19 protein-coding genes are annotated in these 20339 nt (G+C 74.7%); 8 read left to right on the top strand and 11 right to left on the bottom strand.

Features of this window, described 5'->3' with window-relative positions; translation table 11 throughout:
• Window positions 1-104: 104 nt before the first annotated feature.
• The 3 genes from JOF54_RS09905 (at window position 105) to JOF54_RS09895 (ending at window position 2017) form a co-directional block, all read left to right on the top strand.
• Complete coding sequence (locus JOF54_RS09905; RefSeq protein WP_307804012.1) at window positions 105-1157, top strand: SH3 domain-containing protein; 1053 nt, start codon at window positions 105-107, stop codon at window positions 1155-1157.
• Between the two features lie 62 nt (window positions 1158-1219).
• Window positions 1220-1678 (top strand): hypothetical protein, encoded by a 459-nt coding sequence (locus JOF54_RS09900; RefSeq protein WP_210055211.1) that lies wholly within the window; start codon window positions 1220-1222, stop codon window positions 1676-1678.
• A 183-nt stretch (window positions 1679-1861) separates the two neighbouring features.
• Complete coding sequence (locus tag JOF54_RS09895) at window positions 1862-2017, top strand: hypothetical protein (protein ID WP_210055209.1); 156 nt, start codon at window positions 1862-1864, stop codon at window positions 2015-2017.
• A gap of 69 nt (window positions 2018-2086) precedes the next feature.
• Here the strand turns inward: JOF54_RS09895 and JOF54_RS09890 are convergent, their stop codons facing one another.
• Genes JOF54_RS09890 through JOF54_RS09880 form a run of 3 tightly spaced genes read right to left on the bottom strand, consistent with a single transcriptional unit; the run spans window position 2087 to window position 5193 of the window.
• Window positions 2087-2839, bottom strand: a complete 753-nt coding sequence (locus JOF54_RS09890) for a M50 family metallopeptidase (protein ID WP_307804011.1) — start codon at window positions 2837-2839, stop codon at window positions 2087-2089.
• A gap of 4 nt (window positions 2840-2843) precedes the next feature.
• Window positions 2844-3620 (bottom strand): TspO-related membrane protein, encoded by a 777-nt coding sequence (locus tag JOF54_RS09885; RefSeq protein ID WP_210055207.1) that lies wholly within the window; start codon window positions 3618-3620, stop codon window positions 2844-2846.
• A gap of 52 nt (window positions 3621-3672) precedes the next feature.
• A complete protein-coding gene (locus JOF54_RS09880; RefSeq protein WP_210055205.1) occupies window positions 3673-5193 on the bottom strand; it encodes a deoxyguanosinetriphosphate triphosphohydrolase family protein in 1521 nt (506 codons plus the stop codon).
• Between the two features lie 105 nt (window positions 5194-5298).
• Between JOF54_RS09880 and pgi the strand changes: the two genes are divergently transcribed.
• Window positions 5299-6945 carry a glucose-6-phosphate isomerase gene (pgi, locus tag JOF54_RS09875; RefSeq protein WP_210055204.1) on the top strand — a complete coding sequence of 549 codons (1647 nt, stop codon included), beginning with the start codon at window positions 5299-5301 and terminating at the stop codon, window positions 6943-6945.
• Window positions 6946-6989: 44 nt separating this feature from the next.
• Here the strand turns inward: pgi and JOF54_RS09870 are convergent, their stop codons facing one another.
• The 3 genes from JOF54_RS09870 to JOF54_RS09860 all read right to left on the bottom strand — a co-directional run bounded on the left by JOF54_RS09870 (window position 6990) and on the right by JOF54_RS09860 (window position 9357).
• Window positions 6990-7895, bottom strand: coding sequence for a putative endonuclease domain-containing protein (locus tag JOF54_RS09870; protein ID WP_210055202.1), 906 nt, complete (start codon window positions 7893-7895; stop codon window positions 6990-6992).
• A 128-nt stretch (window positions 7896-8023) separates the two neighbouring features.
• The gene (abmR, locus tag JOF54_RS09865) at window positions 8024-8635 is read right to left on the bottom strand and encodes an ATP-binding transcription factor AbmR (RefSeq protein WP_281073366.1); all 612 of its coding nucleotides are present in this window, start codon (window positions 8633-8635) and stop codon (window positions 8024-8026) included.
• 62 nt (window positions 8636-8697) lie between these two features.
• Window positions 8698-9357, bottom strand: coding sequence for a SanA/YdcF family protein (locus JOF54_RS09860; protein ID WP_210055200.1), 660 nt, complete (start codon window positions 9355-9357; stop codon window positions 8698-8700).
• 66 nt (window positions 9358-9423) lie between these two features.
• Here JOF54_RS09860 and JOF54_RS09855 point away from each other — a divergent pair, with 66 nt between their 5' ends.
• Both JOF54_RS09855 and JOF54_RS09850 read left to right on the top strand, forming a co-directional pair.
• Window positions 9424-10323, top strand: coding sequence for a DNA-3-methyladenine glycosylase family protein (locus tag JOF54_RS09855; RefSeq protein WP_210055198.1), 900 nt, complete (start codon window positions 9424-9426; stop codon window positions 10321-10323).
• A gap of 30 nt (window positions 10324-10353) precedes the next feature.
• A complete protein-coding gene (locus tag JOF54_RS09850; RefSeq protein WP_210055196.1) occupies window positions 10354-11145 on the top strand; it encodes an Fpg/Nei family DNA glycosylase in 792 nt (263 codons plus the stop codon).
• 16 nt (window positions 11146-11161) lie between these two features.
• On the opposite strand, the gene JOF54_RS09845 is transcribed toward JOF54_RS09850, so the two are convergent.
• Together JOF54_RS09845 and JOF54_RS09840 are read right to left on the bottom strand one after the other, a co-directional pair.
• Window positions 11162-12235: a serine hydrolase domain-containing protein gene (locus JOF54_RS09845; RefSeq protein WP_210055194.1), complete on the bottom strand. Its 1074-nt coding sequence runs from the start codon at window positions 12233-12235 to the stop codon at window positions 11162-11164.
• A gap of 83 nt (window positions 12236-12318) precedes the next feature.
• Window positions 12319-14184: an amylo-alpha-1,6-glucosidase gene (locus JOF54_RS09840; protein ID WP_210055192.1), complete on the bottom strand. Its 1866-nt coding sequence runs from the start codon at window positions 14182-14184 to the stop codon at window positions 12319-12321.
• Between the two features lie 158 nt (window positions 14185-14342).
• Here JOF54_RS09840 and argS point away from each other — a divergent pair, with 158 nt between their 5' ends.
• The gene (argS, locus tag JOF54_RS09835; RefSeq protein WP_210055190.1) at window positions 14343-15980 is read left to right on the top strand and encodes an arginine--tRNA ligase; all 1638 of its coding nucleotides are present in this window, start codon (window positions 14343-14345) and stop codon (window positions 15978-15980) included.
• Window positions 15981-16112: 132 nt separating this feature from the next.
• On the opposite strand, the gene ppgK is transcribed toward argS, so the two are convergent.
• Window positions 16113-16907, bottom strand: coding sequence for a polyphosphate--glucose phosphotransferase (gene ppgK, locus JOF54_RS09830; RefSeq protein WP_210055188.1), 795 nt, complete (start codon window positions 16905-16907; stop codon window positions 16113-16115).
• Window positions 16908-16969: 62 nt separating this feature from the next.
• On the opposite strand from ppgK, the gene JOF54_RS09825 reads away from it, so the two are divergent.
• Window positions 16970-17413 carry an SRPBCC family protein gene (locus tag JOF54_RS09825; protein WP_210055186.1) on the top strand — a complete coding sequence of 148 codons (444 nt, stop codon included), beginning with the start codon at window positions 16970-16972 and terminating at the stop codon, window positions 17411-17413.
• Between the two features lie 6 nt (window positions 17414-17419).
• On the opposite strand, the gene JOF54_RS09820 is transcribed toward JOF54_RS09825, so the two are convergent.
• On the bottom strand, window positions 17420-19813 hold the full coding sequence (locus tag JOF54_RS09820; RefSeq protein WP_210055184.1) for a PH domain-containing protein: 2394 nt from the start codon (window positions 19811-19813) through the stop codon (window positions 17420-17422).
• The gene (locus JOF54_RS09815; protein ID WP_210055182.1) at window positions 19810-20301 is read right to left on the bottom strand and encodes a PH domain-containing protein; all 492 of its coding nucleotides are present in this window, start codon (window positions 20299-20301) and stop codon (window positions 19810-19812) included. Before JOF54_RS09815 ends, JOF54_RS09820 begins: the two co-directional genes overlap by 4 nt.
• Window positions 20302-20339: the final 38 nt, after the last annotated feature.

Raw genomic sequence — 20339 nt, 5'->3', positions numbered from 1 at the left:
AGGGGCTCGCCCTGCCTAGACTCCCCGCCGGTAGATAACGATTCGATCTCGGCGCACCGTGGTGCCGGACAGCAGGGCATCAGGCTCGGGGGAGCGGAGGACTCGTGGAACGACCACGCCCACGTCGGGCGCTGCAGGCGCCGTGGCGGCAGCGGGTGGCCCGGTTGGCCGTCCCCGGCCTCCTCGCCGGCCTCGCCACCACCGGGGTGGTGGCGGCCGCGACCGGCGCGACGACCGCTCCGCTGAGCGGCCCCACCGCCGCCTCGAGCGCCAGCGCTCCCAGCGCCGCGCCGTCGACGACGGCCCCGGCGCTCACCCGCGAGCAGGGCACCAGCCGCAGCGGCGTCGACCGCCCGGCGCTGAGCGCCGCGGCCGCCGCTGACCAGGCGGCGGCCGAGAAGAAGGCCGCCGACCAGGAGAAGGCCGCGGCGGAGAAGAAGAAGGCCGCCGACAAGAAGGCCCAGAAGAAGGCAGAGGGCGTCGGGACGCTGCCGGAGGTCGACCTGCCCTCGCTCGCCGTGGTCGACACCGAGTACACCCGCGTTGACCTCAACGTCCGCGAGCAGGCCGACGCCGACTCCGACCTCATCACCGTGCTGAAGTCCGGCGCCAAGGTCTCCGTGACCGGGACCGTGCGCGGGGCCTGGCAGTACGTCGCCTACCGCGGCGACGGCGGCTGGGTGAAGAAGCAGTACCTCGTCGAGTCCAAGCCGAAGCCCCCCGCGGCGAAGAAGTCCTCGTCGCCCTCGTCCACGAAGTCCTCCGGTTCCGCCGGGGTCTCGGGCGGCACCTGTGCCGGCGGCTCCTCGGTCGAGTCCGGGCTGACCCCCGACGCCGTCAAGGTGCACCGCGCGATCTGCGCCCGCTTCCCGGCTGTCACCTCCTACGGCGGCGTCCGCGCCGACTCGCTGCCCGAGCACCCCTCCGGCCGCGCGCTGGACGCCATGGTCTCCAGCAACGGCCTCGGCCAGGAGATCGCCGGCTGGGTGCGCGCGAACGCGCAGCAGCTCGGTGTGAGCGAGGTCATCTTCGCCCAGCGGATCTGGACCGTGCAGCGCAGCGGCGAGGGCTGGCGGAGCATGTCCGACCGCGGATCGCCCTCGGCGAACCACTACGACCACGTGCACGTGACCGTCTACGGCAACGCTGCGGGGTAGATCACCGCAGGTCGGTCGCGCACGAACTTGTGGACGCTCTGAGCGCGACCTAAGGTTTGTTCATGGTGGACTCGTACCAGATGGTGCTCGGCGCTGTCGCCGTGACCGTGATGGTCCTCGTCCCCATCCTCTGCGTGCTCTGCTACGACCTCCTCGCCGGGCGCTGGGACGAGAGCATGAGCGCCTGGCGCGAGCGCCGCGCCGTCCGCCGCGAGCACCGGCAGGCCGTCAAGGCCCTCCGCGAGCAGCAGGGCCTCCCGCTGGAGCAGGTGATCGCCGACCTGCGACGGCTGCGGGTCGTCGTCGGGGCAGACGAGAGCCGCTCGGCCACCCAGCAGCTCGGCACCCGGCTGGCCTACGACCGGCTGCTCGCCCAGACCTGCGACATGCTCGAGGTGCACCACGACCTCGGCACCGAGTGCGTCGGCATGGAGCGCGAGATCGAGCGGCTCCGCGTCGAGGCCGAGCTCGAGCGGGTCGGCGTGCGGGTCACCGACCGCCGTTTCGGCCAGGCCGCCTGACCCTCGTCCCGCGCACCACCCCACGACCGCCCGCGCCCTCCGGCGCCGGCGGTCGTCGCACGTCCGGGGCCCCGCGCGGGCTGGTGGAATAGGAGGGGGAACGGTGGCGTTGCTACGATAGCTTCGAAATCGAAGGGTTCGACTTCTAAGCATCACAGCACCACCACCGAAGGGAAGCACCACATGTCTCGCCTCGCGCAGGCCATCCAGAGCCACCGTGAGATCAACCGCACCCGCCGCGAGCTGGCCCGTGCGATCAGCAACGCCGCCACGCCCGCCATGCGTGACGAGCTCATCATGGTGGCCCAGCGCGGCAACGGCTTCGGCCCGCGCGTCTGATCCCCACCCCGCGCACGACGCACCTGCAGGCTCCCGTCCTCACGGACGGGAGCCTTTCTGCTGCCCGGGTCAGGGCGCGGTGAGCACGCCGGCCAGCGACCGGCCCAGGTCGACCAGCGCGGGCACCAACAGCGCCGCGCCGACGGCGAGGCCCGCGACGCTGAGAAGCCCGAAGACCCCGATCCACAACCCGGCCGGCAGCCGGGTCAACCGGGCCAGCTGGCCGGCGTCGGAGTGCCCGGCCCGGCCCGCCCGGTGCTGGCGGGCCAGCTCGACGACGGGCTTGGGCGCGGCGACCAGCAGCAACCAGGTCAGCAGCGTCGCGACCGCCGTCTGCAGCGCGGCCGAGCCGTACCAGCTCAGCGCCAGCACGCCGGCGGCGACGCCGAGCACCACGACGAACCCGTAGAGGTTGCGGATCTGCAGCAGCATCGCGGCGAGCAGCAGCGTCACCAGCCAGAGCAGGCCCAGGGCGTGCCCGGCCAGCAGCAGGCCGACGGCGCCCAGCCCCACCACGGCCGGACCCAGGTAGCCGGCGAGCAGCATGGCCACCATCCCGGGGCCGCTCGGCCGTCCCCGGGAGACCGTCAGCCCGGAGGTGTCGGAGTGCACCCGGATGGCCTGCAGGCGACGGCCGGCCAGCACGGCGGCGACGGCGTGCCCGCCCTCGTGGGTGATCGTCACCAGCACGCGGGTGGCCCGCCACAGCAGCGGGTGGACGACCAGCACCAGGGCGGCGAGCGCCGCACCCAGCACCACTCCCGGGGTGGGGGGCGGCTGGTCGGCGGTGGCGCGCCGCCAGACCTCGGCGAGCAGCTCCACCGGCTCAGCCCAGCAGCAGGGTGGCCTTGTGCGGGCTGCGGCCGGTGCGGATCACCAGGACCGCGACGATGGCCAGCAGCGCGAGCACGGCGGCCACCTGCACGACGACGGAGGAGCTGGCGACCACGATGGCCACCAGCGCCCAGCCCGCGGTGAAGGTGAAGGCCGCGAGGGCGGCGAACCGCCCGACCACCACCACCGAGAAGACGGTGGCGGCCAGCACGAGGAGCAGCGAGAACAGCGTGACGGCCACCCCGCTCTCCGGCAGGCCCAGCGAGCGGGCCGTGGTGCCGAAGCCGGCGACGGTGGCCAGGGTCACCCAGCCGAGGTAGAGGGTGACCGGCAGCCGGAACGCGAACTGCTCGACGCGGTCGGCGGCGGGGCCGCTGCGCACCGAGCGCCGGACGGCCACCACCAGCGAGGCCAGCAGCACGAGGATGACGACCTGGGCCAGCCACAGGGTGCGGGTGGCGAAGACCGGGACCCAGACCGACGCCGCGGTGAAGGCGGCCACCAGCCACCAGCCCGTCCGCCGGTGCACCGCGCGCTCGCGCTGCGCGGGCAGCGCCTGGTAGACCGCGAGCACCAGGCAGGCCAGGTAGATGAGGCCCCAGATGGAGAAGGCGTAGCCCGCCGGCGTCACCGGCGACCGGTTCGCGTCGGAGATGGCCCCCGTGCTGGAGCCGGCGTCCACGACGAACTGGGAGCCGAGGCCGATGACGGCCTGGGCCAGCGCGGTGACGGCGACGGCGACGGTGCGGGTGCGGTCGGAGACGGGCATGCCCCCAGTGTCCCCGACGCCCCTGGTCAGGGCGGGGACGAGTGCGGCCGGCTCAGAGCGCGCCGTTGGTCCAGAGCAGGCTGCTGGTGCCCGTCAGGGTGGCGGCGAAGGCGACGGCCTGGGCGTCGGTGAGGCTGCTGACGAAGTCGACGATGCCCCGGCCGCGGCCCATCCGGGCCAGCTCGGCGTCCCCGGTCCGGCCATCCAGCCACTCCGGGTGGGTGGCCGCGATCCGCTCGTAGCCGTAGGTGGCGGCGTTGACGAGGTCCAGCAGCCGGCGCGGCGCGCGGGCGGCGTCGCCGCGGTCGGAGAGCCAGTCGTCGAACCCCTCGACGAGGTGGGTGATCGTCCGCTCCTGGCCGCGCTGGAACATGGCGAGGTCGGGCCGGTCGAGGATGAAGTAGCTGTTGACGAACTTGAGCACCGACACCTGGTGCCAGGCGGGCGCGCTCATCGAGACGTAGCCCGAGCGGACCGGCGGGTCCGGGTCGACGGCCACCGAGCCGATGAGGTGGTCGATCCAGCGGGAGACGAAGCCCGAGATGGCCCGGTCCCCGGCCATCGAGCCGTCGTAGGGCGTGGCCAGCACGCCGTCCACGAACTCCTCCCCGACGGTGGTGATCGCGTCGACGAAGGTCTGCTCGTCGAACACCCAGGCCTCCCGGGTCCGCAGCCGCCGGCGCAGCCGCTCCAGGCCGGCGCCGGGCTGGCGGCCCGCGGCGGCGAGGGTGCGGACGTCCATCGCCGCCAGCGCGGCCCGGTCGTCCACCCACGAGCGGAACTCCCCGGACACGGGGGAGAACTGCAGGACCCCGGAGCGGTGGAAGTCCTCGACGTCGTGCAGGGAGTAGGCGATGTCGTCGGCGAGGTCCATGACCGAGCACTCGAGCGTCTGCCGGCCCGGCGGCAGCCCCGGGAAGGCGGCGAGCGCCTGCTGCATCTCGGGCAGGTCGATGAGGTAGCAGGAGAACTTGGCGGCGCCGGACCCGGCGCCGCCGTGGCCCGCCCCGCGCGGCGGCTCGTCCCAGGTCGTCGGGTGCGGGTCGGGGTGGTGGAAGCGGGCCCACGGGTACTTGAGCACCGCCGCCCGGGTGGCCGCCGTCAGGTTGAGGCCCTCGTCGCCCGGGCCGTGCACCTCCAGCTCGGACAGGATCCGGAACGTCTGCGCGTTGCCCTCGAACCCGTCGACCAGGCCGAAGCGGTCGCGGGCCAGCCGGTCCAGCGCTCGCTCGCCGAGGTGGCCGAAGGGCGGGTGGCCGAGGTCGTGGGCGTTCGCCGCCGCCTGGACGACGACGTGGTCGAGCCCGCCGAGGCGGCGCAGCAGGTCGCGGTCCTCGGTGCGCAGCAGCCGGACGGCGATGGCGCGGGCCACCGCGGTCACCTTGATGCTGTGGGTGAGCCGGTTGTGCACGACCCCGCTGGTCGCGTTCGCCGCCACCACCTGCGTGACCTCGGCGAGCCGGGAGAAGGCGTGGGCGAACCGGATCCGCTCCAGGTCGGAGCGGAACTCCGACTCCCCGGGCGCGTAGGGGCTCGTGCTCTCGGGTCGCGCCCGCTCCAGCCGGGGATCCACGTCGCCAACCTAGCCCGCAGCCGCCACCGCCCGGCACCCCGCCGCGCGCCGTCGCTAGGGTGCGGGAGGAAGAGACGCCACCACGCCAGCCCCGGAGCCGCACCCATGACCAGTCCTGTCGACGCCACCACCACCGCGGCCTGGTCCGCGCTCACCGAGCTGAAGGCCGGGTTCACCCCCGACCTGCGCGGCTGGTTCGACGCCGACCCCGGCCGCGCCGAGCGGTACACCCTCGACGCGGGCGACCTGCACGTCGACCTCTCCAAGAACCTCGTCGACGACGAGGTGCTGGCCCGGCTGCTGGAGCTCGCCGAGCAGGTCGGGGTGGCCGAGCGCCGCGCGGCCATGTTCGCGGGGGAGCGGATCAACGTCACCGAGAACCGCTCCGTGCTGCACACGGCGCTGCGCCGCCCGCGCTCGGACTCCCTCGTGGTCGAGGGCACCGACGTCGTGCCCCAGGTGCACGAGGTGCTCGACAAGGTCTACGCCTTCGCCGAGGCGGTCCGCAGCGGGTCCTGGACCGGCGTGACCGGCAAGCGGATCGCCACGGTCGTCAACATCGGCATCGGCGGCTCCGACCTCGGCCCGGTGATGGTCTACGAGGCGCTCAAGCCCTACGTGCAGGACGGCCTCGAGTGCCGCTTCGTGTCCAACATCGACCCGACCGACGTCGCCGAGGCCACGAAGGACCTCGACCCCGAGACGACGCTGTTCATCGTCGCCTCGAAGACCTTCACCACGCTGGAGACGCTGACCAACGCGCGGCTGGCCCGGGCCTGGCTGCTGGACGGCGTCGGGAACGCCGAGGGCGCGGTGGCGAAGCATTTCGTCGCCGTCTCGACCGCGCTCGACAAGGTGGCCGACTTCGGCATCGACCCCGACAACGCCTTCGGCTTCTGGGACTGGGTGGGCGGGCGCTACTCCGTCGACTCCGCCATCGGCGTCGCCGTCGCCGTCGCCATCGGGCCGGAGAACTTCGCCGACTTCCTGGCCGGCTTCCACGCGGTCGACGAGCACTTCACGACCGCCGAGCCGGCGCGCAACGTGCCGCTGCTGATGGGCCTGCTCAACGTCTGGTACGACAACTTCTTCGGCGCCCAGACCCACGCCGTGCTGCCCTACGCGCAGTACCTGCACCGGTTCCCGGCCTACCTGCAGCAGCTGACGATGGAGTCCAACGGCAAGGGCGTCCGCTACGACGGCAGCCCGGTCACCACCGACACCGGCGAGGTCTTCTGGGGCGAGCCCGGCACCAACGGCCAGCACGCCTTCTACCAGCTGATCCACCAGGGCACCCGGGTCATCCCCGCCGACTTCATCGCCGTCGCGAACCCCGCGCACCCGCTGACCGACGGCGACGCCGATGTCCACGAGCTGTTCCTGGCCAACTTCTTCGCCCAGACCGCGGCCCTGGCCTTCGGCAAGACGGCCGACCAGGTGCGGGCGGAGGGCACGGCCGAGGAGATCGTCCCGGCCCGGGTCTTCACCGGGAACCGGCCGACGACGTCGATCATGGCCCCGGCCCTGACCCCGTCGGTGGTCGGCCAGCTGATCGCGCTCTACGAGCACATCACCTTCGTCCAGGGCGTCGTCTGGGGCATCGACAGCTTCGACCAGTGGGGTGTCGAGCTGGGCAAGCAGCTGGCCCAGCAGGTCACCCCCGCCGTCGGCGGCGACGAGGAGGCCCTCAGCGCCCAGGACCCCTCCACCCAGGCCCTGATCCGCTACTACCGGGAGCACCGCACGCGCTGAGTGCTGACTGGGGGCAGCTCCGACAGGTCCGGAGCTGCCCCTGTTCAGCACTCGGTGGTCCACCGGCGGCGGGCTCGGGTCCGGCCATCGGGTCCGTAGAGGGAGGCCCGGACCAGTGCCCGCCAGGCCGTCAGGCGCTCGGGGTCCCAGCCGCGGCCCAGGACGGCGTCAGCCGAGGCGATGATCGAGCCTCCCTTGCGCAGCACCTCGCCGGCGGTGTAGCCGCAGCGCTGCCACCCGGCCTCGACGAGCCGCCGGTCCCGGTCGAGGTCGGACCGGTGGGTGTCCAGGTCGCGGTGCACCTCGCCGTCGTACTCGTGCAGCCGTCGCGTGCCGACGAGCCAGAGGTCGGCCCGGGCGACGAAGCCGCCGGCCGCGTCGCGGACGACGTGCTGCGGCTCCACCCGGATGCCCGCGGCACCGTGCAGCACCCGCATCACCGACTCCCACGGCGACTCGCTGCGCGCGTCGACCAGCGGCAGCACCCGGCGGAGCATCCGCGTCCCCGGTCGCCGGCCGGCAGCGAGCTCGGACAGCTCGACGAGGTCGAGGTGTCCCGAGCGGAGCGCGGAGTCGGCCATCGGCACCAGGTCCAGCAGGTCGAGGTCGCGCGCGCAGGCCAGCAGCGTCTCCGCGGCGCCCGTCAGCGGGAGGCCGCCCGAGAGCTCGGTCGCGGGGGCCCCGCAGCGGTCGACCTGCAGGCCGCGTCGCTGGGGATGGCGGTCCTGCCGGGACACCGAGACGAAGACCGGCCGGGGGACGGGCGCCGGCAGCCACCAGCCGCGCAGCGCGGCCGCCGTCAGATGGGTGAAGGCTGCCGTGGTGGGCAGGACCAGGTGCCAGGCCCGTAGCGCGTCCCGCAGCTCCGGAGCCGTGGTGGCGACGTGCGCGCCCGGCGTCACCGACGTCCACCCCACCCGTCGCACCTTGCCCCGCGCCACCTCCACCACGCCCCGATCCTGCGGCCCGAACCACCAGCCGCGACCCCGAGCGCGCACATCTGTGGACGGCGGTGGCTCAGTGCTGAACAGGGGCAGCGTCCGGTTCCTCGACGCTGCCCCTGTTCAGCACTCGTTGCTCAGAGCTGCGGACCCTGGGCCCGCAGCTTGTCGACCTCCTGCATGGCGTCGCGCAGCTCGCCCAGCCAGGACTCGGCGTGCTGGCCGACCAGTGTGACCGCCCAGGCCAGGGCTTCCGAGCGGGACCGGGCGACGCCGGCGTCGACGAGGGTGTCGAGCACCTGGCGCTCCGGCTGCCGGAGCCGGGTCATGACCGGCACCGAGAGGTGGGTGAACAGCGTCTCCACCTCCCCGAGCCTCGCGCCCCAGGAGACCTTGCGGCCGTAGCGGGCCTCGGCCTCCTCGGCGATCTGGATGCGGGTCGCGCGGGTCTCGGCGCGGAACCGGCTGATCCGGCCCTCGGCCGCGGCCCGGTCCGCCGCCGGGTCCTCGGCGAGCGTGCCGACGACCGTGATCTCCTCGCGGTCGGCGTGCACCGCGACGGCGCTGAACCACTCACCCGGCAGCCGTCCCTCGAACCAGCTCCCGGCGTCGTCGGCCGGGGGCAGGTCGACGTTCTGCCACCCCCCCGGTCGTCCCGGGCCCCGGCGACCTCGCGGGCCGCGCCGTCCGCCCCGCTCGTCGCCGCTGTCGTCCTGCGGACCGTGCGGTCCGTCGAATCCGTGCCACATGGTGACCTCCTCTGTTGATTACATGATTACACCGCTGCAGAAGCAGCACCAGGGGAGCAGAGTCAGCGCACCAGGGCGTCCTTTACGGACGTGTCGGGCGGTCCCAGCACCGGGCGGCGCCGGGTGGCGAGGTCGACGACGGTCTTCACGCACGCCACCTGGTCGCGGAGCACGCCGCGGACGTAGGCGGGCCGGAACCGCCGGACCGAGACGTCGCCCACGCCCTCCGCGGCCAGCCCTAGGGCGCGCGCCGTGCCGACCGCCCGCGGCAGGTGGTAGCTCTGGGTGACCACCAGCAGCTCCTCGACGCCGAACACCCGGGCGGCCCGCACGCAGGAGTCGTAGGTGTCCAGCCCGAACCGGTCCAGCACCATCGCGTCGTCCGGCACGCCCGCGGCCAGCAGGTAGCGGCGCATCGCCGCCGGCTCGTCGTACTCGGGCGCCGCGCCGTCCCCGGACAGCAGCAGCACCCGCACCCGGTCGCCCTCGAGCAGCCGGCGGGCCAGGTCCAGGCGTCCGGCCAGGAACGCCGACGGGGTGCCCGAGGGGAAGACCTGGGCGCCCAGCACCAGGGCCACCGGCGCGGTCGGGGCGTCCGCCTCGGCATGCAGGTGCCCCGCCGCGTGCCAGCGGACGGCGCCGACGCAGGCCAGGACGGCGGCCGCGGCCCCCAGGGGCACCAGCCCGCCGGTGACGCGGAGCAGGGCGAGGAGGCGGCTCATCCGCGCAGCCTAGGACGGGCCTGTGGACAGGCCCGGAGCTGTCGGTGGGCGGCGCGAGGATGAGGCATGACCACGCGGACGACGACGATCCCGGTGAGCGGGCCTTACGACCTCGGCGAGGTCGCCCGGATGGGCTTCGGGCACCGCGACGAGGCCGACGTCGACGGCGTGATGCGGCTGGCCTTCTGCGCCGAGCCCGATCTCGCGCTGCCCGTCGGCGTCGAGGTGCGCCAGCAGGGTGCGGCGCTGGACCTGACCGTCCACGTGGCCGAGGGGGGCGATCTCGACGACGCGCGGCTGGCGGCCGTCGCGGCCCAGGTCGCCCGCGTCGTCTCGGCCGACCACGACGGCGTCGCCTACGCCGCGCTCTGCGCCGCCGACCCGGTGCTGGCCCGGCTGCACGCCGCGGCTCCCGGCTTCCGTCCCGCCCTGTTCCACTCGGCCTACGAGGCCCTGGTCTGGGCGGTGCTCAGCGCCCGGCGCTCGCGGGCCCAGGCCATCCCGCTCCGGCTGCGCCTCGGGGAGCAGTTGGGGACCACGTTCACGCTCGCCGGTCGTCCGACGGTCGCGGTGCCCACCCCGGCGCGGCTGCGCGAGCTGACGGCGCTGCCAGGGCTCCCCGCCGACCGGGTGCCCCGGCTGCACGCGATCGCCGAGGCGGCCGCCGAGGGTCGGCTGGACACCGGGCGGCTGCGTGCGCTGCCACCCGAGGAGGCGGCCGCCGAGCTGCGCCGGCTGCCCGGCATCGGGCCCTTCTACGCCACGCTCGTCGTCGTCCGCGCCCTGGGCCACGCCGACGTCCCGGCGACGGAGGAGTCTCACGGCCAGCAGGCCGTCGCCCGGCTCTACGGGCTCGACGCGGCCCTCGACGCCGACGCCCTCGCCCGGTTGGCGCAGAGCTGGCGCCCCTTCCGCACCTGGGTCCAGGTGGCCGCCCGCGCCGTCGGCGACCGGCTGCCGGCGTGAGCGGGAGCACCCGCCGGGCAGAACGGCGGGGTGCCCGAGGGAGACACCGTCTGGCGGTCCTGCCGCCGCCTCGACGAGGCGCTGGCCGGCCGGGTGCTGACGCGCTGCGAGCTCCGGGTGCCGCAGCTGGCCACCACCGACCTGACCGGCGTCGAGGTGCTGGCCGTCGTCAGCCGCGGCAAGCACCAGCTGTTCCGGTTCGGCAACGGCTGGACCCTGCACACGCACTTCCGGATGGAGGGCACCTGGCGCATCTTCCCGACGGGTCGGCCCTGGTCCGGCGGCCAGGAGTTCCAGATCCGGGCGGTGCTGGCCACGGCCGAGCACGACGCCGTGGGCTACCGGCTGCCCGTGGTGGAGCTGGTGCCGACGGCGGAGGAGGACGGCGTCGTCGGCCACCTGGGTCCCGACCTGCTGGGGCCCGACTGGGACGTCGAGGAGGCGCTCCGCCGCGTGCTGGCCCAGCCCGACCGGACGATCGGCGAGGCCCTGCTCGACCAGCGCAACCTGGCCGGGATCGGCACCCTCTACCGCTCCGAGCTGCTGTTCCTCCAGGGGCTGCACCCGCGGACGCCGGTCCGGGACGTCCGCAACCTCCGCCGGGTGCTGGTGCGCGGCCAGCTGCTGCTCCAGGCCAACCGGTGGCGCACCGAGCAGTCGACGACGGGGGACCTGCGCCCCGGCCGCAGCCGCTACGTCTTCGAGCGGCCGGGCCAGCCGTGCCGACGCTGCCGGACGCCGGTCCTCACCGAGGAGTTCGGCCCGCGCGGGCAGGAGCGGCGCAGCTACTGGTGCCCGCGCTGCCAGCCCGCGCCCGGCTGAAGCCCCGTCGCGCTGCTCAGGCGCCGCGGACCAGCCGCAGGCCCAGCTCGTCGGTCCGGTCGGTGGCCACGTCGGACAGCACCACGACGGCCCGGCCGCGCTCCCGGTCCAGACCGAGGAAGGCCCCGTAGCCCCCGGTGCGCCCGTTGTGCCAGGTGATCGTCTGGTCGCCCTCCGTGCTCAGCTGCCAGAACGTGCCGATCCGGCGGCCCTCGTCGCCGGCCTCGGCCAGCGGCTCCAGGGCCGCCATGCCCGGCGCGCGCTCCTCGAGCAGGGCGGTGGCGAGGGTGGCCAGGTCGGCGGTCGTGGTCACCGTGGCACCGGCCGGGGCGTAGCCGTCGAAGACCCACGGCTGCATGCGGCGACCCAGCGCGCTGCGCCCGGCGGGCACCCGCGCCTCCGCCGTCTGCAGCGTCGTGCCCGCGAGCCCGAGCGGGGTGAACAACCGCTCCTGCACCAGCGTCGGGTAGTCGGTGCCGGCGGCCGCGGCCGCCGCCTGACCCGCGAGCGCGGCCCCGAGGTTGGAGTAGGCGTACTCCTGCGCGCCGGTGTCCGTGCCGCCGGCGCGCTCGACGAGCTCGGCGGTGCTGACGCCCCGGTAGGGGTCCAGCCCCAGCAGCACGGGCGGCAGGGCCCGCAGCCGGGTCGTCGGGTCGAGCGGTGGCAGCCCCGCGTGGTGGGTGACGAGCTGGCGCACCGTGGTCCGGGACACGTCGCCGTCGCCGAGGTCGAGCAGCTCCCCCACCGGGGTGTCGAGGTCCAGCTCGCCGCGCTCCACCTGGTCGGCGATCACCAGCCCGGTCAGCGCCTTGGTGACCGAGCCGGCCTCGAAGGGCGTGCGCTCGTCCGCGCCCACCGAGGCGAAGCGGACCCGCGGGCTGCCGTCGAGGTCGACGACGGCGACGGCCAGCCGGCGGAAGCCGTCCGGCTCGCCGACCGCGTCCAGCAGCGCCGCGTCGCCGCTACGCGCGGCGCTCGCCCGCGGCGGGCCGGGCCAGACCCAGACCAGACCGGCGAGGACGGCGGCGACGACGACCGCGACGACCACGCGGCGGGCCGGTCGGACGGGGCGACGGGGAGCTCGGCTCATGCTCCGACTCTACGATATGACGTGATCACGTAGCAACGATCACGCGCTGCTGATTAGAGGTCAGACCGCTCCGGCCGCCCCCATCACCGAGGCGACGACGACGGCCGCCGCCGCGGACCAGGCCTGCGGGCGGCACGAGGCAGGGTAGGGGACCGGGCGGCCCTCGCCGCTCCACAGCTCGGGCAGCCGCTGCTCGAAGGCGACGGAGGCCCGCAGCAGGCCCTCGACCGGCCGGCCGCGTGCTCAGCCAGCCCGGCCCGCGCCAGCCCGGCCACGACGACGGCGGTGTCGTGCGGCCAGACCGAGCCGCAGTGGTAGCTGAGCGGGGAGAAGCCGGCGTCGTCGGTGGACATCGTCCGCAGCCCCAGGCCCGAGTCGAGCGCGGGGCTGACGACCCGCCGGGCCACCAGCCGCTCCTCCTCGGCGTCGAGCAGACCGGTGCCCAGCAGGTGGCCGATGTTGCTGGTCAGGCTGTCGACGCGGGCGCCGCGCCCGTCCAGGGCCAGCGCCGGGTAGCGGTCCTCGCCCTCGCCCACCCAGAAGGCGGCGCGGAACCGGTCGGCCAGCGTCGCGGCCCAGGTCCGCAGCCGCTCGGCGCCCGGCCGGTCGAAGGCCTCCAGCAGGGTGGCGCCGGCCAGGGCGGCCTCGTGGGCGTAGCCCTGCACCTCGCACAGCGCGACCGGGCCCTCGGCGATCCGGCCGTCGCGGAAGCGGACCGAGTCCGAGGAGTCCTTCCAGCCCTGGTTGGCCAGGCCGTGGCCGGTGGCGTCGAGGTACTCCCCGAAGCCGTCGCCGTCGGCGTCGAAGTCGGTGAGCAGCCAGCCGAGGGCGGCCTCCAGGGCGGGCAGCAGCTCCTGCACCTCGGCCTCCGGGAGCCCGGCCCGCCAGGCGTCGTGCAGCAGGCAGACCCACAGCGGGGTGGCGTCGATCGTGCCGTAGTAGAGCGGCGGCAGGGACATCGTGCCCAGCCCGAAGGCCCCGCGGCGGAGCTCGTGCATGATCTTGCCGGGCTGCTCGGCCCGCTCGACGTCGGTCGTGGTGCCCTGCAGTGCGGCCAGTGCGCGCAGGGTCCCGCGGGCGGGCTCCAGGCTGACGGGCAGCACGAGCCGGGCGGCCCACAGGCTGTCGCGGCCGAAGAGCGTCAGGTACCAGGGCGCCCCGGCGGCGAAGAAGACGTCGTCGGGCGCCTGCGGTCGCGCCATCCGCAGGCCGTCCAGGTCCTCCAGCGAGCGGCGCAGCCACGGCTCCAGCCGGGAGTCCGCGACGGCCGGCAGCGCCGCGGGGGTCCAGGGCGACGCCGCCGCGACCACGACCCCGCCGCGGTCGCTGACGTCGAGGGACCAGCCGACGTCGACGGCGCCGTGCGCGGGGACGACGACCGACCAGGTGGCGACCGCGCCCGTGCCGTCGGGACCCGGGGCCCAGGTCGCGCCCTCGGCGGTGAGCGCCGCCGCGAGGTCGTCGTCGCCCCAGCGGGGTGCGCCGGAGCCGGTGAGGAGGACCGCGGGGGTGCCCGCGCGGCCCGTCTTGACCGTCTCGACCCCGGCCAGGTCCGCGGCGAAGGCGACCGTCACCGTGACGGGGACCGGCTCCGCCAGCACCGAGCTCAGCCGCAGCCGCTCCGCGACGGCTCCGGCCCGGACGTGCCGCTCGCGGTCCAGCCGGAGCGTCGGGTCCGGCACGGCGGTGAGGCCGGCGCCGACGTGGCGCAGCAGGGTGGTGAAGCGGGCGGTCGCGGTGCCGGCCTCGGTGGCGATGTGCTCCCCGGCCCCGCCGTCGACCTCGACGACGACCCGGCTCAGCACCCGGACGTCGGCGTGCAGGACCCCCTGCGCCCCGGCCCGGTCGGCGTCGGCGCCGACGTCGCCGGTGCGGTCGGACAGCACCTGCGTGGGGGCGGCGAGGACGGTGACGAGGTCGTGCAGGAAGGGCTGCAGGGGCTGGGGCATCGGCGCGGGCTCCTCGGGGAGGTCAGGTCCAGGGCGGGGCACGCCGTCGGGCCTGCCACGCCGCCGTGCCGGGCCACATCGTGGCACAGCAGGGCCCACCGGCGGCGGCCCGTCAACGCGGTGGGGGAGGAGGCCGACCCGTGGAAGAATCGTGCGACGTGTCCTCCCTTCCTTCGCAGCTGAGCTCGCGGATCGAGGCCGTCGCCGGCGTCGACCCGGAGCTGCGGCCGGCCACCAAGCCCCAGTTCGGCCACTTCCAGTCGAACGTCGCGCTCCGCCTGGCCAAGAGCGAGGGGCGGCCGCCGCGCGAGGTGGCGGCGTCGATCGTCGAGCGGCTGGACCTGGACGACCTGTGCGAGCCGGTGGAGATCGCCGGCCCGGGCTTCCTGAACCTGCGGCTGCGGTCCTCGGTGCTCGCGGCCTGGGTCACCGACCAGCTGGCCGACCCCGGCGCCGGGATCGAGCCCGCCGCGGCCTCGGAGGTCGTCGTCATCGACTACTCCGCGCCCAACGTGGCCAAGCAGATGCACGTCGGCCACCTCCGGACGACGATCATCGGCGACTGCTTCCACCGGGTGCTGACCGCCGTCGGCCACCGGGTGATCCCGCAGAACCACATCGGCGACTGGGGCACCCAGTTCGGGATGCTCGTCGAGCAGATCCTCGACGAGGGCACCAACCCCGACGACCTCGACCTCGCCGCGATGGCGGCGCTGTACCAGCGCGCCTCGACGCACTTCAAGACCGACGAGGAGTTCGCCACCGCCGCCCGGCACCGGGTGGTGGCGCTGCAGGCCGGCGACACCGAGACCCGCAACATCTGGCGACAGCTCATCGAGTCCTCGCTGGTCGGCTTCAACGCGGCCTACGCCCGGCTCGGGGTGCTGCTGACCGACGACGACCTGGCCGGGGAGTCGACCTACAACGACGACCTCGCCGTGGTGGCGGAGGAGCTCGAGTCGACCGGCGCGGCCGTCATCGACGACGGGGCGCTCTGCGTCTTCGTCGAGGGCTTCAACGCCCCGATGATCGTCCGCAAGCGGGACGGGGGCTTCGGCTACGCGGCCACCGACCTGGCCGCCGTCCGGCACCGGGTGCGCGACCTGCACGCCGACCGGATGGTCTACGTCACCGACGCCCGGCAGGCCGACCACTTCGCGCAGGTCTTCGCCGTCTGCCGCAAGGCGGGCTACCTGCCCGAGGACGTCGTGGCCGAGCACGTCGGCTACGGCATGGTGCTGGGTCAGGACGGCAAGCCGTTCAAGACCCGCGAGGGCACGGCCGTCCCGCTGACCGACCTGCTCGACGCCGCCGAGGAGCGGGCCGCGCCGCCCGTCGCCCTGGCCGCGATCAAGTACGCCGACCTCTCGACCGGCATCAACAAGGACTACGTCTTCGACGTCGACCGGATGGTGCAGACGACCGGCAACACCGGCCCGTACCTGCAGTACGCGCACGCCCGGATGGCGCAGGTGCTGCGCCGGGCCGAGGCCGACGGGCTGGGCGAGCAGCGGGTCGTGACGGTGCTCGAGGAGCCGGCCGAGCAGCAGCTGGCCCTGCTGCTGTCGCGCTTCGGGGAGACGGTGACCGCGGTCGCCCGCGACCTGCAGCCGCACAAGCTGTGCACCTACCTCTACGAGCTGGCCGGGGCGCTCTCGGTGTTCTACGAGCAGTGCCCGGTGCTCAAGTCCGAGGGCGAGGTCCGCACCTCCCGGCTCGCGCTCTGCGCGACGACGAAGAAGGTGCTGGCCCGCGGCCTCGACCTGCTCGGGATCGCGGCGCCCGACCGGATGTGACGCCCCGCTGCCTGACTCACCCCGCTGCCTGAGCTCGTCGAAGGCCCTTCGACGAGCTCAGGGCGCGGAGGACGACGAGCCCAGGGCGCGAGGACGACGAGCCCGGGGGCGCGGGGGCGGCCGGTGGACGGCCTACTTCAGCAGGTCCGGGTGCGCACGCCGGTCGGCGGCGAGCCAGGCGGCGCCGACGATGCCGGCGGTGTTGAGCAGCTTCGCCGGCACGATCTCGGCGTGCACGTCGATCTTGGACAGGAACTTGTCCGCGTCCTTGCTGACGCCGCCGCCGATGACGATGAGGTCGGGCCACATCAGGGCCTCGACGCGCTCGTAGTAGCGCTGCAGCCGCTTGGCCCACTCCGAGTAGGAGAGGCCCTCCTTGTCCTTGACGCTGGACGCGGCCCGCGACTCGGCGTCGTGGCCGTCGATCTCCAGGTGGCCGAACTCGGTGTTGGGGATCAGCACGCCGCGGTAGACCAGGGCGGAGCCGATGCCGGTGCCCAGCGTGGTGAGCAGCACCAGGCCGGGGTGGTCCTTGGCCGCGCCGTAGTGCACCTCGGCCACACCGGCGGCGTCGGCGTCGTTGACGAGGTAGATGTCGCGGCCGAGGTGGTCCTCGAAGATCTTCTCGGCCTCGGCGTCGATCCAGGACTTGTCGATGTTCGCGGCCGACCGGGTCTGGCCGTGGGTGACCACCGCGGGGATGGTGACGCCGATGGGGCCGTCGGGGCCGATGACGTCGGCGAAGTGCTCGACGATCTCGCCGACGACCTTCGCCACGTTCTTGGGCGTCGACTTCTCGGGCGTCGGGATGCGCAGCCGCTTCTGCGCCAGCTCCCCGGTGGTCAGGTCGACCGGGGCCCCCTTGATCCCGCTGCCGCCGATGTCGATGCCGAGGACGGGAGCGCTGTGCACGGGTTGGTCGGTCATGGAGGGGAGCCTAGCGACATCGACCGGCGCGGCGGGAGGTGCCCGACTGCCACACTGGCCGCGTGCCCGTCTCCCGCAACGCCTCGGACCGCCGCGTCGTCCCCGCCCCGGCGGCGGAGGTCTTCGAGCTGCTGGCCACCCCGGCCCGCCACCCGGTCGTCGACGGCTCCGGGACGGTCACCGACGTGCAGGAGCGCACCCCCGAGCGGCTCTCCCCGGGTGCCCGCTTCGGGATGCGGATGCACTGGGGGCTGCGCTACAAGATCCTCAACGAGGTCGTCGAGTTCGAGGAGGGCCGGCGGATCGCCTGGCGGCACGCCGGGGGCCACGTCTGGCGCTGGCTGCTGGTGCCGGTGGACGAGACGTCCACCCTGGTCATCGAGGAGTTCGACGCGTCGACGTCCCGGGTCCCGCTGCTGCTGCTCCTGATCGGCGCGCAGCGGCGCAACCAGCGCTCGATCGAGCGCTCCCTGGACCGCCTCGAGGCCTGGGCGCGGGAGCGCTAGGCCCGCTCAGCCGCGGAGCTGGCGCAGGCACCACGCGTAGAGCGCCGGCTCGACGTCGGCGGTGTCGGAGAAGTAGAAGCCGTAGAAGCGCCGCCACATCCCCAGCCACCGAGTCAGGTCGCCGTCGGCCACCGGGCTGGCGCCGAAGCGCTCCAGTGCGACACCGGCCAGCCAGGCGGCGTCCTCGTCCGCGCCGGCGTAGGCCTCGAGCTCGAGGAAGGCGGTCGCCCCGACGAGGTCGGCCACGGGGTCGCCGTGCACGGTGTGCGGGCTGAAGTCGCCCAGCCCGGTGACCACCGGGCCGGCCGGGCCGAGGCTGACGAAGGCGTTGGGCGGGCAGATGTCGCCGTGCACCAGCACGGGGGTGACCCGGCGCTCGGCCAGGTCGGCCTGCAGCCGGTCCCAGACGGCGGCGACGTCCGGCAGGTCGGCCTGCAGCCGCGGGCGGCTGCGCGCGACCGGCCCGGCGAGCATGGTGTTCGCCAGCTCCGGCAGGCTGCCGAGCACCTGCGGCGCTCCCGTGCCGACCAGCCGGGCCCAGCCGGGCACCGGGCTGGGCAGCCGGGAGACCGCGACGGCCGCGTCCAGCAGGCTGAGCAGGGCGGGACGCCGGTCCTCCGGCGTCGCCGTCGCCAGCCAGCCCGACAGCTGACGGCCGGAGAACCGCCGGTCGACGGCCCAGGTGCGGCCGGCCAGCGTGCCGGTCTGCAGGGTCAGCGGGACCTCCAGGCCGACGTCGACCCCCGCCCAGTGGCGGTAGAGCAACTCCAGCTGCGCGGCGGTCTGCTGCGGGGCCTCGTGCCGGCCCCGGTACAGCCGCAGCACGCGCTCCTCGTCCAGGGCGAAGACCTCGGACTCCGAGCCGGCGCCGAGCAGCTGGTCGCGGGTGGTGCCGAACGCCGTCAGCACCTCCGCCTCGCCCTCGCGCTCGTCCGGGCCGGCCGCCAGCCGGGCCTGGCGCTCGCGGTCGTCGGCGCGGGCGGTCCGCGCCCGGTCGAGCTGGCTCAGGGCCAGCTCGCGGGCGACGGCGACGTCCAGCTGCCGGGCGACGACGTCGACCGGTCCCCGCGGGGTGTCGCAGTGCACGTCGGCCAGCCGGAGCCGCCGCTGGAGCGGGCCCTGCTCGATGCGCACCGACTGCGTCTTGCCGTGCGGCAGGACGTCCTCGACCGTCGTCAGCCAGCCGTGCCGGGTGACGAGCACGCGCTCGTCCCAGCCGTACCGCAGCGTCCAGAAGTCGAACCAGGCCACCCAGCGGGCCCGGCGGGGGGAGGGGTGCAGCGCGACGGCGTCGAGGGAGACCCCGGGCAGCACCCGGTCCAGCGCCCGCTCGACCTCGGCGCGGGTGGCCACGGGCAGCAGCACGCTGGTCGCGGCCGACTCGTTGTTCTCCCCGTCCGAGCTCGCGTAGCCGACGATGTCGACGTCGACCCGGTACCAGCCGAACGGCCGCCACAGCAGCGGCTGGCTGGTCCGCACGCCCTGGATGCGGTCGACCGGCACCGACTGGCTCGTCAGGTTGGTCAGCCCGCGGGTGACGCGCAGGCCGCGCGGGGACTCCGAGAGCGTGAAGTTGAACATGGCGAACACCCGGCGCCCGACGACGGAGACGGTGCCCACCAGCAGCGGGATGAGCCCGGGCAGCGCGTAGGCCGTGACGTCGAACAGGCCGGTGACGACGAGCACGGCGACCGTGATGCCGGCCGTGACCAGCCACTCGGTCGAGGCCAGGAAGCTCAGCACCAGCCGCTGCGGGCTGACGGTCACCAGCGGCCGGTCCTCGGCGCCGCGGTCGGTGAAGGCGCTGGCGGGCAGGGCCAGCGACGGGTCGTCGGGGCGCCCGCGGCGGCCGTGGGCGCGCACCAGCAGGTACTCGCGCAGCTGCGCGGCCTTGGCGCGGCCGAGGTAGCGCAGCCGCAGGGTGCTGTCGCCGGCCCCGACCTCGATCCGCAGCTCGGCCAGCCCGAAGATCCGGGCGGCGAGCGGCTGGATGATGTCCACCGACTGCAGCCGCTCGAACGGCACGCGCTTGGAGCTCTTGAACACCGCACCCGTCTCCAGCCGGAGCTCGTCGTCGATGACGAAGCGGGTGAAGTACCAGCTGACGAACCCGACGAGCCCGGCGAGCAGGACGACCCCGCCGACGACCGGCAGCAGCAGGCCGAGGTCGGAGGCGTCGAAGCCGTCACCGCTGCCGTCCGGCACCAGCTCGCGCGACCAGGTCACGGCGATGGCCACCAGCACGATCCAGCCGCGGATGAAGGGGGTCAGGGGGTGGGGGCGCTCGGTCTGCTTGACCACCGGGGCGCCCGGCACGACGGGGGCGGCGGCGGGGGAGCCGGGGTCGACGTCGGTGGGGACCGGGCCGGGCGGCGGGCCCGGTGCGGCGGGGGTGCTCACAGCCCCGAGGCGTGCGCCTCGCCCAGCTCGGTGAGCCGGTCGCGCAGCCGCGCGGCCTCCTCGGGCGGCAGGCCCGGGATGGTGGCGTTGGTCTCCGGGCTCGCCGTCTTCAGCGAGACGGTGGCCAGGCCGAACGCGCGCTCGAGCGGGCCGGAGGCCACCTCGACCAGCTGCATCCGCCCGTAGGGGACGGCGACCAGGCTGCGGAAGACCACGCCGTGGGTGATGTAGAGGTCGTCCTCGCGCTCGACGTAGCCCCAGGACCGCCAGGTGCGCTCGATCAGGCTCCAGCGGAGCGCGACGATGACGGCGGCGACCCCCCACAGGGCCAGCGAGATCCACCAGAGCCCCCAGACGAGGCCGAGGACCAGCGCGGGCACCGAGAGCACCAGCGGGGCGACCAGGGCCGTCGTCAGCCGTCGGAGGTTCCGGTAGGCCGGCGAGAGCCGCTGCCACGCGTGGCCGGGCGGTGCGAAGAGATCGTCCATGACGTCCACAGGCTACGCGGGACCGCGGTCGCCGACCG

This window comes from Microlunatus capsulatus (genome assembly GCF_017876495.1).
Lineage (GTDB): Bacteria > Actinomycetota > Actinomycetes > Propionibacteriales > Propionibacteriaceae > Microlunatus > Microlunatus capsulatus.
Note: the sequence above shows the minus strand (reverse complement) of the source record. Positions and strands in the feature narration are given on the sequence as shown.

Coding starts and splice junctions, on each gene's coding strand:
- JOF54_RS09900 (WP_210055211.1), top strand. CDS start 1,220: ATGGTGGACTCGTACCAGATGGTGCTCGGCGCTGTCGCCGTGACCGTG.
- JOF54_RS09895 (WP_210055209.1), top strand. CDS start 1,862: ATGTCTCGCCTCGCGCAGGCCATCCAGAGCCACCGTGAGATCAACCGC.
- JOF54_RS09885 (WP_210055207.1), bottom strand. CDS start 3,620: ATGCCCGTCTCCGACCGCACCCGCACCGTCGCCGTCGCCGTCACCGCG.
- pgi (WP_210055204.1), top strand. CDS start 5,299: ATGACCAGTCCTGTCGACGCCACCACCACCGCGGCCTGGTCCGCGCTC.
- abmR (WP_281073366.1), bottom strand. CDS start 8,635: ATGTGGCACGGATTCGACGGACCGCACGGTCCGCAGGACGACAGCGGC.
- JOF54_RS09860 (WP_210055200.1), bottom strand. CDS start 9,357: ATGAGCCGCCTCCTCGCCCTGCTCCGCGTCACCGGCGGGCTGGTGCCC.
- JOF54_RS09855 (WP_210055198.1), top strand. CDS start 9,424: ATGACCACGCGGACGACGACGATCCCGGTGAGCGGGCCTTACGACCTC.
- JOF54_RS09845 (WP_210055194.1), bottom strand. CDS start 12,235: ATGAGCCGAGCTCCCCGTCGCCCCGTCCGACCGGCCCGCCGCGTGGTC.
- JOF54_RS09840 (WP_210055192.1), bottom strand. CDS start 14,184: ATGCCCCAGCCCCTGCAGCCCTTCCTGCACGACCTCGTCACCGTCCTC.
- ppgK (WP_210055188.1), bottom strand. CDS start 16,907: ATGACCGACCAACCCGTGCACAGCGCTCCCGTCCTCGGCATCGACATC.
- JOF54_RS09815 (WP_210055182.1), bottom strand. CDS start 20,301: ATGGACGATCTCTTCGCACCGCCCGGCCACGCGTGGCAGCGGCTCTCG.